The organism is Paucisalibacillus algeriensis (assembly GCF_000577245.1).
Lineage (GTDB): Bacteria > Bacillota > Bacilli > Bacillales > Amphibacillaceae > Ornithinibacillus.
The window spans coordinates 37429-51961 of record NZ_CBYO010000011.1; the positions used below are offsets into that span (position 1 = coordinate 37429).

The window sequence follows — 14533 nt, forward strand, 5'->3', positions numbered from 1 at the left end:
GGTCATTTCATGAAATACATTTTTATCGGACTAATCAAATTTTACCGAAGTGCTATTAGTCCATTCACACCTTCTACATGCCGATTCTATCCTACTTGTTCTGAATACGGGCTCGAGGCAATCAGAAAGTTTGGAGCAATTAAAGGCGGGTATTTAACAATAAAGCGGATTAGTAAATGCCATCCATTTCATCCTGGTGGTGTAGATTACGTTCCTGATAAGAAAGAGAAAACGCGCTCAAGATAATTTTCTTGAGCGTTATATTATAGGTTAAATCTTTCTATTTGATCCCACTTCCCTTCCCTTGATAATACTTCTTTTTGTTTTTCACCAAATAAATCAAAGTGAGGATGCTTCTCATCACGATGTATCCATTTTGGATCTAAATCATATCGTTGGCCCCAATCAATAAGTGAACTAATATTCTTACAGCCTACTTTTGTAACGGTTGTACATCCAGGAAAACGATCATCTAACCAATAATGTGTTAAAAATGCTATTTCTCCATTTTCCACTTTTGTTTTCCATCTTAAAACCTCTTTTCTTTTCAATCCAAAGGCCATTATTTTTCACCTGCAATATTTTGCAAATATAATTCGTGCCATTCAGGAAACGTCCTTCGTAACGATAGCGGTCTAAAACTATCTTTTTTAACGATAACATGCTTGGTGCTTCCTGAAACCCTTACTTCCTCGTTATCATCAATAATCTTGTATCCATAAACCGTTCTTAGTCCATCATATTGTTCAATCCAAGTCTCGACAAAGACCTTTTCACCATATTTAACTGGCTTTTTAAATGAGATCTGCGCATCAACTACTGGTGAAACAACATTATTCATTTCCATCTCCACATAGCTTAATCCTAAATGCTCAATGAATTTAGTTCGTCCAATTTCAAACCAAACTAAATAATTAGCATGATACACAACACCCATTTGATCTGTTTCTTGATATCTAACCTCAATTGGAACTTTAACACTATACAACTATAATTCCTCCTTACTCTCCATTCTAAGTTTACCACAATTCTCTCTATTCCAAGACTGATTAAGCACCCTATAATCACAAGAAAAAACCCCAAATCGGTTAAAAATTTGGGGTTGTGATGCTTATTTTTGACTATTTACTTCATCTTTAATTTCTGAACGAAACCCTTCGATTGCTTCTTCACGACGTTTATTCTTTTCAGAAATATTCTGCTTCTCTTCACCGGAAGCAAATTGCATTGTTTCATGTGCAGCTTCTATATTTTCAATGGTGTCTTGAATCATATTTTGCAGCTTTTCTACATTATCGCTACGATCGTCAGGTTTCGGTGTATGTTGTTGATCAGTCATTTGACATCCTCCTTTTTAATAGTTGTCAAACTTCATTGTTATTCTTTGATTATCTAGCGTAACTATACCAATAAATATCATTAGGATAATGAAAAAACCTCTTAATATTGTAACAATTTGATTACAACATTAAGAGGTAACATTCATGAACATCCAATAAAACTGTCATGCTTCTTTACGTTTCGTTAATAATTCTTTCGCTCTTTTTTCTAGATTATCTTCAATTCGGTCCAAGAATGCCCTGTCTTCTAATATTTGCTGACGATTAGCTTGAACCAGCTCTTCAAATGAAAGTCTTTTCTTTAAAGAAATGGTAATCACCCCTTTTAATAAGAAGTATTACCATTTCTTCTTCTTTTTATAATAATTTTTGCAAAATTATAACCGCTTAATTTAAAGAGTTGATTGTATTAATCATAAATTCATAAGTCATTGGTCCAACATATCGAGTTTGAATTTTACCCTCTGTATCTATAAAGTAAGATGTTGGAATAGATACTACTCTATACATTTGATCCGTAACACTCATGTCTGCATCTAATGCAACTGGAAATGTATAACCATTTTCATCGATGTATTCTCGAACAACCTGTTCATTTCTTTCAGAATCAGTTGCATTAATTGCAATAATTTTAATTTCATCTCCATGTTCTGCGTATAATTGTTCAAGTTCAGGCATTTCCTTTTTACATGGTCCACACCAGGAAGCCCAGAAATTAATTAGCACTTTTTGGCCACTTAATTCGGATAGCTTTACCATTTCACCATCCAATAGTGGTAATTCAAAATCCGGAGCTTGATCACCTTCTTGGATTCCTACAGAACCCGGAGAAACAATTTGAACCCCTTCAACAGAAGTATCTCCCGTTACATCCACCATATTTGGCCCTGATGCTTCTTCTTTTTTATTCGTTTCAATTATATTTATTACTAAAAAAACACCTAGAACTACTAAAACTGCTATCCCTATTATCTTTTTAAACATTTTATGTGCTCCCAACCAATATGTTTTTATCGCTTATATTAATAGTATACATTCTAGGTTACATTAATAAAGAATTAAACACAAAAGTCAAAGAGATTTCACATATTCAATTTGTACATAATGAACCATATATAATAAAAAACAGGCTCCTTCTATAGGAGCCCGTTAAAAAATTAGTTAGCTAATCTATTACGTAATACCATTTGTAAAATACCACCATGACGGTAATAATCAATTTCAACCTCACTATCAAAGCGAACTACGACTTTAAATTCAGTTGTTTTGCCATTTTCGTCAGTAGCAGTAACTTTTACAAGATCATGTGGTTTAACATCTTCACCAATTTCTAGGTTGAATGCTTCTTTTCCAGTCAGGCCTAAAGTCTCGGCGCTTTGCCCTTTTTCAAATTCTAATGGTAAAACACCCATCATAACTAAGTTGGAGCGGTGAATACGTTCGAAGCTTTCAGCGATAACCATCTTTATTCCAAGAAGGTTAGTACCTTTTGCTGCCCAGTCACGAGAAGATCCCATACCATAGTCTTTACCAGCAAGAATTGCTAAACCAGTTCCATCTTGTTGATACTTCATTGCTGCATCATAAATTGGCATAACTTCACCAGTTGGCCAGTAAGTTGTGTAACCACCCTCTGTACCAGGAGCAATTTGGTTACGGATACGTATATTTGCGAAAGTACCACGCATCATTACTTCATGGTTACCACGACGAGAACCGTAAGAGTTGAAGTTTCTTGGTGAAACTCCTTTTTCTTGTAGATAAAGTCCTGCTGGCATATCCTTCGCGATAGCACCTGCTGGTGAGATATGGTCAGTTGTCACGGAATCACCAAACTTACCAATTACGCGCAAGTTATTAAGTGCTTCCACTTTTCCAGGTTCTTTTGATAAACCTTCGAAATAAGGTGGGTTTTGAATATAAGTTGATTCTTCATCCCATTCAAAAATAGGCTCATCAGTTGTTTGAATTTCATTCCATTTATCGTTAGAGCTAAATACATTTTCATATTCTTTACGGAAAATTTCTGGGTTTACTACACGATTTACTTCATGCTTAATTTCTTCCATTGATGGCCAAATATCATTTAAGTAAATAGGTTCGCCATCTGCATCTGTACCGATTGCATCCTTAGCTAAGTCAACATCCACAGTTCCAGCAAGTGCATAAGCAACAACTAATGGAGGTGATGCAAGATAGTTTGCTTTTACAAATGGATGGATACGACCTTCAAAGTTACGATTACCAGATAGAACAGATGAAACCGTTAAGTCATTCTTAGCAATAGCTTCTTCGATTTCAGGAAGAAGTGGTCCTGAGTTACCGATACATGTTGTACAACCATAACCAACTAAGCTAAATCCTAATTTATCAAGATATGGCATTAAACCAGCATCTTCTAGGTAACGTGTAACAACTTTAGAACCAGGAGCTAATGAAGTTTTCACATAAGCCGGTACTTCTAATCCCTTTTCTACCGCTTTCTTAGCTAGCAGTCCTGCGCCTAACATTACATATGGGTTGGAAGTATTCGTACAAGATGTAATGGCTGCAATAGCAAGAGAACCTGTTTTCATAACAGTTTCTTTACCATTAGAAAGTTTAACTGTTACTTCTTTGTCAAACTCTGATTTATCTAGACCAAATCCTTGGTTTCCTTGAGGAGCAGTAATAGCCTTCTTGAATTCCTTTTGCATGTTAGATAGTGGAATCAAGTCCTGTGGACGTTTAGGACCAGAAAGGTTTGGTTCTAATTCTGATAAATTAATTTCAATAACGTTCGTATATTCAGGATCTTTCATATCAGCTGAATACCAAAGGTCATTTTCTTTACAATATTTTTCAACTAATTGAATATGCTCTTCACTACGTCCAGTTAGGCGTAAATAGTTGAGTGCTTCTTCGTCAACAGGGAAGAAACCACAAGTTGCACCATATTCTGGAGCCATGTTTGAAATTGTAGCACGATCAGCAAGTGGCATGTCAGCAAGGCCTGGACCATAGTACTCAACAAATTTTCCTACTACATTTTGTGCGCGTAGTACTTGTGTAACTTTCAGAGCTAAGTCAGTTGCGGTAGTTCCTTGAGGGAAGCTACCAGTGAATTTAACACCAATTACTTCTGGTTGTGGGAAGTATGATGGTTGACCAAGCATTCCAGCTTCTGCTTCAATACCTCCAACTCCCCAACCTAGTACTCCTAGACCGTTGATCATTGTGGTATGGGAATCAGTACCAACTAATGTATCAGGAAATGCATCAAATTCACCATTCTCATTTTCAAGTTCATGAACAACACTGGCAATATACTCAAGGTTTACTTGGTGTACAATTCCAGTTGCTGGAGGAACAGCACGATAGTTTTTAAATGCTTTTTGAGCCCAGTGTAAGAATTCATAACGCTCTCCATTACGCTGAAATTCCAAATCCATATTAGCTTGTAGAGCACTTGCTGTACCATATTGATCTACTTGTACAGAGTGGTCAATAACTAAATCAACTGGAACTTCTGGGTTAATTACCTCTGCATTACCACCTAAATCAACCATTGCTTTACGTAGAGAAGCAAGATCAACTACAGCTGGTACACCAGTGAAGTCCTGTAAGATAACTCTAGATGGTTTGAAAGGTACATCTACCCCAACGCCCTCTTTTGTACCCCATTTTGTTAATGCTTTTACATGATCATCATTAATTACACGGCCATCATATTGACGAACTAAAGATTCTAGTAAAACACGAATAGAAAATGGTAGTCTGTCAATTTTACCTAGGCCAGCTTCTTCTAAAGCTTTTAATTCATAATAGTTATAGGTTTTACCATTAAGGTCGAACTTCTTCTTTGCATCGAAGATAGAATTCTCTCCCACTCGCAAAAACCCCTTTCTGCTGTTTTTCAAGAATTGGAATGTTTGCTATGAAACTTAGGTCATTCATTAATCTAATAAGCATATCCAAATTCTAATAGTTTTCTACATATTCATATTAAATGAAAATCGAGTATAAAACAATTGTTTCATACTCGATTGACTATACGAAAAACTTATTCAAGGTGATAAGCGTTTCTTATATGGTTGTATTTATTGTTTTCACAGTTAATTATAATGAAGTATATGGAATTAGTTCGGTTTTGGAAAAATAATCCGGAATGTACTACCTTTTTCTTTATTCTGTAGTATCTCAAGCTTTGCATTATGTCTTTCTAATAATTGTTTTGTAATCATTAATCCTAAACCAGTTCCTTGTTGTTTGGTCGTAAAGAATGGTTCACCTAATTTATGTATGACTTCCTCATCAATTCCTGGACCTTCATCTACTATGTCTATTCTAACTTCAATTTCTGAATCCACTATCTTTACAATTATCTTCCCGGCTTCCTCCATTGCTTCAATGGCATTTTTAATAATGTTGATTAATACTTGTTTAACCTGGGATCTATCACAAAAAACAAATTGATCTTCCCCAATCGTCTCTAATAATATGTTTTTTAATTTGGCTTGAGGTTTTAAAAGCTCTGACACATCTCGTATCATTTCTAAGATAGATTCTTGTTTTTTATTATCTGTAAGCGGTTTAGAAATAAACAGTAATTCCGATGTTATGGTTTCCATCTTTTCGATTTCATCAATCATTATTTTATAATATACATCTTTACGGTTAACCCCTGCTTGTAGCAATTGAAGAAAACCTTTTATTGATGTGAGGGGATTTCTTATTTCATGTGCAATACCGGCTGCAAGTTGACCAGCAATGGACATTTTTTCTGAACGAATCATCATCTCTTCTGTTTCTTTCTTTTCTGTAATGTCCCGAACACTAGCTACATAATATGTATTTACATTCGAAGAATCCTTTAATCTTGCAAGTTTACATTCACACCATATGTATTTCTGTTCAAGACTTAGAATATTCACATTAAATGTTTGATTTGTAAATGATTCTTTATTGAACTCTTTTCTTAAATACTTAATATCTTCGGGAAGAACTAAATCAAGGTAAGATTTTCCTACTAGTTCGTCCGCTTTAAAGCCGAGCACCCGCTCAACTGCCGGTGAGAAATATTGACCGTATCCTTTTTCATCCCATACTGAGAAAAAGTCACTACTATTCTCTCCAATCCAACTAACTATTGCATCGGGTAAATTTACTAGACTAGAGTTATTAGATATCGCAAAAACTTTTTCAAAAGGGCTGATTGTAACTGACGAAACAGGATCTAAATTATTTTTATTTGGTTCTTTCCCCATTGAATCCGCCCCTTTATTACAAATTCATCCTTTTTCATAGCTTAATAATACTATATGTTGAATGATATACAAATATGAAAGTTGTTTAAAATCAAAACTATAATTATAATAATAGTAGCATAGATAATAGTTAAAAGTAATGGCTTATCAGAATTATTTATCTCTTTAGTAGTAAAATTACAGCATTGTTACATATAATTCAACAAAAATGTTGATATCTAGTAAATAAATAGGCTGAAAAAAGGTGGATATTATGTCATATGTTATAGTGTTTTGGGGATTTTTTATGATAATATTTATGGCAATCGGTGGTTACTTCATGTTTCGTAAATTTCTAAAACAGATACCAAAAGCAGATGGAAAATCCATGATGGATTGGGAAGTTCATTATCTTGAAAAGTCGAAACATATGTGGGATGAAAATGAAAAAGTATTACTTGAGGAGTTAGTCTCCCCTGTGCCAGAGTTATTTCGTGATGTTGCAAGGCAAAAAATAGCTAGTAAAATTGGACAAGTCGCTCTTGAAAAAGGAAAGTCAAAAATTAATCAAGAGATTGTTATTGAAGGCTATATCTTAGCAACACCAAAACGTGACCATAAATTTCTAAGGAAAAAATTAAAAGAAAAGCGAATTGATGTCACGCTATACGAACCATTATTTAAACTTTCTAAAGATGATTATCGAACTAATTGGCAAGCACAATACAAGAAGAATTAGTTAAAGGTGCCTTCACGTTGATGAAGGCACCTTTATCTGTTTCTCTAATTGCTTATATTTATATAACATTGCTATTCTCCAACTAACAAGCATTCCAAAGGCTAATAAAAAGAACATCCCACTTGTTTCACCCAATGTAATTGTACTTCCTATAATTAGTTTTAGAATCAGTCTTATAATTAAAAGACCAACTAAAATAAACGCAAATGCTTTAGAAGGAATAAGATAGATTTGATCTCTTCGAATCTCAAATTTTGAGGTCTTAATTAAAAGGACTGAAAACAAAACCCCAATTATTAACGCCTCTAAAACTTGCATCCACTGTACACGAAATTCTGGGAAAACAAACATAAATGCACCAGTACTCATGAATAACGGTGGTAAAATAATACGCTTTACAGACGCTGGTCTTCTGGAAGCTCTAAGTCGCACAACAATCATCAATGATGCCATAAAAAAGGCTACAATAGTACTTGCTATAATCCAAAACATAGTAACACTCTTTTCAGTCTAATGATTAGCTAGTAATATATGACAATACACGTTCTACTGTTTCTAGTACACGATGCTCGTCAAATGGTTTCACAATAAAGTCTTTAGCGCCAAGTTCAATAGCATCGACAACTACCTTTTGATGCCCCATCGCCGAACATACAACTATTTGAGCGTTAACATCAATTTCCTTTATTTTTTTTATTGCATCAATACCATTCATAACAGGCATTGTAATATCCATAATTACTAAATCAGGTTTAGTTTTTTCATAAAGTGAAACTGCCACTTCACCATTTTCTGCCTCTCCAACAATCTCATGATTATCTTTAGATAAGATTGCATGGAGTGTCGTGCGCATAAATTTTGCATCATCAACGATTAGAATTCTAGACATTTAACAGATCCCCCACTATTTAATAATCCAAATCTACGCTTTTCGATCGTTAGCTATATTAACAATTATTGTAACTGTCACACCAACAACCGTAAGATAAACCCCTAAATCAAATAATGTTGCAGTAGCGAGCTCCACCTTTCCAAAAATTGGAAAAGTAAAGTAATCATATGTGTGAGATAAGAACGGGACATTGAATAAAAACGATCCCATACTTGTCAAAAGTGCAATTAATAACCCTATTGGTATTAGGACTCGGAAATTTATTGGTAGAATCTTATCTACAAAATCTGTACCGTATGCCATATAAAGTAATACGATTGCAGCAGCGGTAACAAGACCTCCAACAAATCCTCCACCTGGTGAATTATGCCCTGCAAAAAATAAATATAAGGAAAACCCTAATAGAAGAAAAGCGATTAGTGAAGTAGCTGTTTGTAGAATCAAATTATTAGGTTTGTTCAATGATAACACGTCCTTATGTAGAATCTTTACGTATTATCATAATACAGATTTCCACTAAAATCCATAGAAACCTATCCAACCTGCTAGGAAAGCAGTTAGTTTTGTCATCCAGTCAAAGAATAATGCGATGCCCAATAAAATCATAATATAGCCACCAATTTTAACTAGTTTATGACTGTTTCTTTTTATCCATCCTAATTTTCCGATAAAGAAAGATAATACAAGGAATGGGACTGAAAAACCTAGGATATAAGCTATCATCATAACCATGCCCTTACTTGGGTCAGTTGCTGTTAAAGTAAATACTACCCCAAGAATAGGACCTGTACATGGAGTCCACCCCAAAGAAAATGCCAGCCCAATTATAAAGGAGCCTAAAAAACCTGATGGCCGATTTTTAAAGGTGATTTTTTTATCTTTCATTAAAAACTTGAAATTAAAAATACCTACAATAACAAGGCCAAAGAAAATGATTAATAGCGCTCCTACTTGTCTAATAATATCTTGATATGTAATTAGAAATTGTGCGAGAGCAGATGTAAAAAAGCCAAAAATAATAAAAATAGTTGAAAATCCTAATAAAAAGAATATGGTGTGTAATATACTATTCCGATTCAACATTTTATTGTCTGCTTTTATCTCACTTACACTCATTCCAGTTATATATGATAAGAAAGCTGGATAGAGTGGTAATACACAAGGTGAAATGAAAGACAGAAATCCTGCACCAAAGGCAAGAAACATATTAACTTCAGACATAAGAATCCTCCTGAATTGTTATTCTACCTTCATTATAGCAGAATATGATTAACACTTTTGTAATGAATATGACAATATATTGTCATGAAAAAACCCCTACTAATCGTTAGTATGGGGTATCTCAGTGCAATGTAAAATATGATAGTAATTATTCCGGTATACTATTTATCCATTTGATTATTCATTGCACGCATCATTTGATTGATTTTCTTTTGTGAAGGCTTTTGACCCATTTGCATCATTAACGTACGAAGCATTTGCTCATTAATTGGTGGATTCTTTTTCAAATAACTCATCATGTATTTTCTTGCGATAAAAAATCCAAGAGCAACACCAGCGATTAAAGCTGCAATAGCAATAAGTACTACCCAAATTACGTCCATCTATCGTTTTCCTCCTTCGTGCTGTCTCTTATACAGTATAGTAAAACAGTTCTAAGAATACAATACTTGTTCATTATTATATCCAACACTTGTCCTTACAGGAGAAATCCAACCATAGTTTTCATAATAATCATCGATAATGAAAAGGTATGGGTGAAATCGTCTTAAGGCAGGAAATAATAATGTTTCAGCATCCTGTAATGTTTCACAACGAAATTTTATCTGTTTTTCCTCGATATGTAAAGAGATAAAGCTATGCTTATTTTCAAGTTCAATTTTATCAAAAGTATGGTCGCTCTGTAATTTGTTTTTGGGTTGTCTTAGTAATTGGAACATTAATAGATCCTTAGGGAAGCTTTCTGTAATGAAATTAAATTGCGATACTAAATCTACTCGATATTGTTTGTTATGAAATTCTCTTAAAAATCGATATAGTATATCACTTTTATAATAGTAATGTTTAGCGAATTCTTCTTTAATCCAGTAAATCTTGTATTCTTTCATTGTGTTAGCGTCCCTCCCCTTTTCTTCTATTATACCGATTCTATTAAAAAATTATGTCACTATATGAAATAAAAAAACACTAGTTTTGTCGAAATAGAAGATTAACTAAGTATTGAATCGTACTATTGATTGAAGGTGAAAATTAGAGGTAATTACATAAATCATATCTGCTAGGAAGTGCTATCTTCACTATTTAAAAGTGGACTGTCCATTTTTATGACGAACAGTCCACTCTCATTTATCCTTTTATTTAATTAATTCTTTTACGTTTTTCACTACATTCTTTACTGTAAACCCATATTCTTCGATAAGTTTTTCACCATTTGCAGATGCGCCAAATGTATCAATACCCATAATTTTACCGTCTAGACCAACATATCGTTCCCAACCAAGTGAAGATCCCATTTCGATTGCAACACGTTTCTTGATAGATTTCGGAAGAACTTGTTCTTTATAATTTTCATCCTGATCTTCGAAACGGTCCCAAGAAGCAAGGCTAACAACCCTTACATCAATATCATCTTCACGAAGTACTTCTTGAGCTTCAATAGCTAATTGAACTTCAGAACCTGAAGCAATTAAAATTGCGTCTGCTGTTGTTTTCTTGGAGTCGCTAATTACGTAGCCGCCGCGTTTCACACCTTCGTAGGCATGTTCATCTGTACCTTCAAGTATCGGTAAATTTTGTCTTGTTAATACAAGCATTGTTGGTCGATCTGTAGATTCTATTGCGAGTCTCCAAGCAGCTTGTGTCTCATTACCATCAGCTGGACGAATAACAGAAAGGTTTGGGACTCCTCTAAATGAAGACAAATGTTCTATTGGTTCATGTGTTGGTCCATCTTCTCCAACAGCTATGGAATCATGTGTAAAAACATAGGTTACCGGTGTTTTCATAATAGCAGATAAACGGATTGATGGCCGTAAATAATCACTGAACACAAAGAATGTTCCACCATATACTTTTAATCCACCATGTAAGGCCATTCCATTTAAAGCCGCGCCCATTGCATGTTCACGAACTCCAAACCAAATATTTTTACCACCGTAATTATTTCTAGTTAAATCTTCCTCGCCATTAATGGTTGTTTTATTAGATCCTGCTAGATCAGCACTTCCACCAATGAAATATGGAACAACTTTAGAAATAGCATTTAAAACTTCACCAGATGAAGCTCTAGTTGCAAGCGATTTACCAACTTCAAATTTTGGCAGAGAATCGTCCCAGCCCTCAGGTAATTCTCCATTGATAGCCGCTTCTAATTCCTTCGCTTCATTCGGATATTTTTCTTTATATAATTGGAGTTTTGAATCCCACTCCCTTTCTTCTTTTACACCTCGAACAACAATCTTTTCTTTGAAATCAGCATAAACATCTTCAGGAACGTAGAATTCTTCGTGGCCCCACTTATAAAAATCCTTTGTTAAAACCACTTCATCCTTTCCTAGAGGTGAGCCATGTGAGGCAGATGAAGCAGATTTATTAGGGGAACCGTATCCAATTACAGTCTTGATTTCAATAAGTGTTGGATGTTCCGTGTTTTCCTTTGCTGCCTTAATAGCTGAGCGTAATTGACTTAAGTCATTTCCATCTTCAACCCTTATTACTTGCCATCCATACGCTTTAAATCGCTCTTCAGTATTATCAGAGAACGAACGATTTAATTCACCATCAAGTGAAATATCATTAGAATCATATAATACAACTAACTTTCCTAATCTAAGATGTCCAGCGAGTGATGCAGCTTCATGTGAAATACCTTCCATTAAGTCACCATCACCAACTAAAGAGTATGTACAATGATCAATAATAGTTGCATCATCCTTATTATATTTTGACGCTAAATGTGCCTCTGCCATTGCCATTCCTACAGCCATAGCAATCCCCTGACCAAGTGGTCCTGTTGTTGCTTCAACACCGTCTGTATGATGAACTTCGGGATGACCTGGTGTTCTTGAGCCCCACTGACGGAATTCTTTTACATCATCCATCGTTACGTCATAACCAGATAAATGAAGTAGACTATAAAGAAGCATGGATCCATGACCTGCCGACAAAACGAATCGATCACGGTCGAACCATTTTGAATTCTTCGGATTATGTTTCATAAAATCTGTCCATAATGTATATGCCATCGGTGCAGCACCCATTGGTAAACCTGGATGACCAGAGTTTGCGTTTTCAATTGCATCAATTGATAATGTTCGTATTGTGTCAATCGATAATTGTTCGACGTTATTTGACATACTTTGTAACTCCTTTCATTTTTAACCAGTTGTTACACCAAGTTTTAATAGAGGTTCACAAGTAATAGTATGCCTATTACTAGAATAACTATGATTAATGCTGGCGGTTTCGTTCTTGCATATCTCGAAGCTTTTTAGGAGTGACATCATTTCCTGCTGGATCAATAACGGTCATTGTTTTTAATTGATTCTTAAAGGAACCACGGATATTTTTTAAATACTCTTCTCGTAATTGTTTCTGTTCCGTTTTCTCTTCTTCGGTTAATCCCACCTCCGTTTTTGCTTTTTTGGCTAACGTATTAATTCGTTCTAACTTTTCCTTTGATAGCATTTCAATAACCTCCTATATTCGTCTATTTAAACTAAATTTAAGTCCATATTAAAAAGCAAGAACATAAAATGCCCTTGCTTTTTAATATTACCTGTTCAATTTATTTGAATCAATCAATAGGTATTCTTGATATCTTCGATGGATAGTTGCTTTAGAAATTTGGTAACCTAGTCCATTTAGAGTTTTAGCTATTTCACCAAAAGTTAGGTTGTTATTTCGCAACCGAACTATTTCGGCTATCGGAACATCCTTTCGCTCTCGCCCTGGTGACATGTGATTATTAGAAAGGTTTTTAATGGGTTTGTATCCTTTTTCGATTGCTTTTTTCATTCCACGTTTAATTTTTATATTATGAATTTTACGTTGATATTCTTCCACGATTCCTACAATTTGTAATACCATGGAATCTGATTCCGATAGTTCTAACTTTCCGTCATGTATGGCTGTATAAATGGGTATATTTTGTTTTGCTAGTTGGTGATATAAAGCGATCTTTGTATTGCCTCTACCAAGTCTGGTTTCATCTTGTATCAGAAGTGCATTAGCTTGTCCACTCTCAAATAGAGCAAGCATTTCAAATATCCCTTCTCGCTCTACCTCATATCCACTTGCTTGTTCCTCGATACATTTTACTACATGGAAGTTATATTTTTCTGCTAATCTATACAATTCTTCCTTTTGTCTTGATAATGATGTTTCTTGCACTTTTTTATCAGTACTTACCCTACAATAAATGATTACTTCCAATTAAAAAACTCCTATTATGCACTAATTAATGAAATGTATAAGAAACCTAAGGTTAAAGCAAAAGCAACAATATAAAAAAGATCCGTTTTATTTACTTTACTAAACATTTCTTCAACATCCTTTCCTGATTATTCAATGTAAGAACCTTTGTTCGCTACATCTAGTATAACAGAACGTACGCTCTTGTCAACACTTTTTCGAACGAATGTTTGCTTTTCCTGTTTATCAATGGTAAACTATCATTAATAAATAATATGTGTGAGGTGTTTAATAGATGACAAAATTATCAACTAGACAACAAGCAATTCTTGATTACATAAAAGAACAAGTTAAGATAAAAGGTTATCCACCTTCTGTAAGAGAGATTGCTGAAGCGGTAGGTCTAGCTTCTAGTTCCACTGTTCATGGCCACCTTTCCAGATTAGAGAGTAAAGGCTTTATCCGTCGTGACCCTACTAAACCAAGAGCAATAGAAATACTAGATTTGGAAGAAGAAAATAATATACCAAAAGATGAAGCTCGTTATGCTCCTGTAATTGGTAAAGTAACAGCAGGTATACCAATAACAGCTGTTGAGAATATCGAGGAATTCGTCCCAATCCCTAGCTCTACTGCTGGACCAGATGAGAATTTATTTGTACTTGTCATTGATGGTGAAAGTATGATTGAAGCAGGAATTTTGGATGGGGACATGGTAATTGTCAAACAACAAAACAGTGCCCAAAATGGAGACATTGTTGTTGCCATGACAGAGGATAATGAGGCAACTGTAAAGCGATTTTTTAAAGAAAAAAATTATATTCGGCTGCAACCGGAGAATGCTACAATGGAACCACTAATCTATAATAACGTTTCTATTCTCGGCAAGGTTGTCGGTCTATATCGTCATATAAAATAGTTTTAC

The 14533-nt window shown here is 34.6% G+C and carries 19 protein-coding genes; 3 read left to right on the plus strand and 16 right to left on the minus strand.

Annotated features, from left to right (window positions below; translation table 11 throughout):
* Positions 1 to 9 precede the first annotated feature (9 nt).
* Positions 10 to 246 carry a membrane protein insertion efficiency factor YidD gene (yidD, locus tag TY11_RS07440; RefSeq protein ID WP_042144630.1) on the plus strand — a complete coding sequence of 79 codons (237 nt, stop codon included), beginning with the start codon at positions 10 to 12 and terminating at the stop codon, positions 244 to 246.
* Between the two features lie 17 nt (positions 247 to 263).
* On the opposite strand, the gene TY11_RS07445 is transcribed toward yidD, so the two are convergent.
* From TY11_RS07445 to TY11_RS07470, 7 genes are all read right to left on the minus strand, one after another.
* Positions 264 to 563 (minus strand): hypothetical protein, encoded by a 300-nt coding sequence (locus TY11_RS07445; RefSeq protein ID WP_042144633.1) that lies wholly within the window; start codon positions 561 to 563, stop codon positions 264 to 266.
* Entirely contained in the window at positions 563 to 988 is a 426-nt protein-coding gene (locus TY11_RS07450) for an acyl-CoA thioesterase (protein ID WP_042144635.1), read from the minus strand. Before TY11_RS07450 ends, TY11_RS07445 begins: the two co-directional genes overlap by 1 nt.
* A 123-nt stretch (positions 989 to 1111) precedes the next feature.
* Positions 1112 to 1339, minus strand: a complete 228-nt coding sequence (tlp, locus tag TY11_RS07455; protein WP_042144638.1) for a small acid-soluble spore protein Tlp — start codon at positions 1337 to 1339, stop codon at positions 1112 to 1114.
* A gap of 165 nt (positions 1340 to 1504) precedes the next feature.
* On the minus strand, positions 1505 to 1651 hold the full coding sequence (locus tag TY11_RS20080) for an FbpB family small basic protein (RefSeq protein WP_155982687.1): 147 nt from the start codon (positions 1649 to 1651) through the stop codon (positions 1505 to 1507).
* Between the two features lie 76 nt (positions 1652 to 1727).
* On the minus strand, positions 1728 to 2324 hold the full coding sequence (locus tag TY11_RS07460) for a TlpA family protein disulfide reductase (RefSeq protein ID WP_042144640.1): 597 nt from the start codon (positions 2322 to 2324) through the stop codon (positions 1728 to 1730).
* 173 nt (positions 2325 to 2497) lie between these two features.
* Positions 2498 to 5209, minus strand: coding sequence for an aconitate hydratase AcnA (gene acnA, locus TY11_RS07465; RefSeq protein WP_042144642.1), 2712 nt, complete (start codon positions 5207 to 5209; stop codon positions 2498 to 2500).
* A 249-nt stretch (positions 5210 to 5458) separates the two neighbouring features.
* Entirely contained in the window at positions 5459 to 6586 is a 1128-nt protein-coding gene (locus TY11_RS07470) for an ATP-binding protein (protein ID WP_052345776.1), read from the minus strand.
* Positions 6587 to 6839: 253 nt separating this feature from the next.
* Here TY11_RS07470 and TY11_RS07475 point away from each other — a divergent pair, with 253 nt between their 5' ends.
* Positions 6840 to 7304 (plus strand): DUF2621 family protein, encoded by a 465-nt coding sequence (locus TY11_RS07475; protein ID WP_042144644.1) that lies wholly within the window; start codon positions 6840 to 6842, stop codon positions 7302 to 7304.
* A 12-nt stretch (positions 7305 to 7316) separates the two neighbouring features.
* Here TY11_RS07475 and TY11_RS07480 read toward each other — a convergent pair whose 3' ends face one another.
* The 9 genes from TY11_RS07480 to TY11_RS07520 all read right to left on the minus strand — a co-directional run bounded on the left by TY11_RS07480 (position 7317) and on the right by TY11_RS07520 (position 13629).
* Entirely contained in the window at positions 7317 to 7796 is a 480-nt protein-coding gene (locus TY11_RS07480) for a CcdC family protein (RefSeq protein WP_042144646.1), read from the minus strand.
* Positions 7797 to 7821: 25 nt separating this feature from the next.
* On the minus strand, positions 7822 to 8193 hold the full coding sequence (locus TY11_RS07485) for a response regulator (RefSeq protein WP_042144649.1): 372 nt from the start codon (positions 8191 to 8193) through the stop codon (positions 7822 to 7824).
* Between the two features lie 33 nt (positions 8194 to 8226).
* Positions 8227 to 8658, minus strand: coding sequence for a Na(+)/H(+) antiporter subunit B (locus TY11_RS07490; protein ID WP_042144652.1), 432 nt, complete (start codon positions 8656 to 8658; stop codon positions 8227 to 8229).
* 54 nt (positions 8659 to 8712) lie between these two features.
* A complete protein-coding gene (locus tag TY11_RS07495; protein ID WP_042144654.1) occupies positions 8713 to 9417 on the minus strand; it encodes a cytochrome c biogenesis CcdA family protein in 705 nt (234 codons plus the stop codon).
* 161 nt (positions 9418 to 9578) lie between these two features.
* Positions 9579 to 9800, minus strand: coding sequence for a YneF family protein (locus tag TY11_RS07500; RefSeq protein ID WP_026907542.1), 222 nt, complete (start codon positions 9798 to 9800; stop codon positions 9579 to 9581).
* 51 nt (positions 9801 to 9851) lie between these two features.
* Positions 9852 to 10304: a sporulation inhibitor of replication protein SirA gene (gene sirA, locus TY11_RS07505; RefSeq protein WP_042144657.1), complete on the minus strand. Its 453-nt coding sequence runs from the start codon at positions 10302 to 10304 to the stop codon at positions 9852 to 9854.
* Positions 10305 to 10550: 246 nt separating this feature from the next.
* Positions 10551 to 12551 carry a transketolase gene (tkt, locus tag TY11_RS07510; RefSeq protein ID WP_042144659.1) on the minus strand — a complete coding sequence of 667 codons (2001 nt, stop codon included), beginning with the start codon at positions 12549 to 12551 and terminating at the stop codon, positions 10551 to 10553.
* 94 nt (positions 12552 to 12645) lie between these two features.
* On the minus strand, positions 12646 to 12882 hold the full coding sequence (locus tag TY11_RS07515; RefSeq protein ID WP_042144661.1) for a DUF896 domain-containing protein: 237 nt from the start codon (positions 12880 to 12882) through the stop codon (positions 12646 to 12648).
* 87 nt (positions 12883 to 12969) lie between these two features.
* Complete coding sequence (locus tag TY11_RS07520) at positions 12970 to 13629, minus strand: YneB family resolvase-like protein (RefSeq protein ID WP_042144663.1); 660 nt, start codon at positions 13627 to 13629, stop codon at positions 12970 to 12972.
* Between the two features lie 274 nt (positions 13630 to 13903).
* On the opposite strand from TY11_RS07520, the gene lexA reads away from it, so the two are divergent.
* Positions 13904 to 14527: a transcriptional repressor LexA gene (gene lexA / locus TY11_RS07525; RefSeq protein ID WP_042144665.1), complete on the plus strand. Its 624-nt coding sequence runs from the start codon at positions 13904 to 13906 to the stop codon at positions 14525 to 14527.
* Positions 14528 to 14533 lie beyond the last annotated feature (6 nt).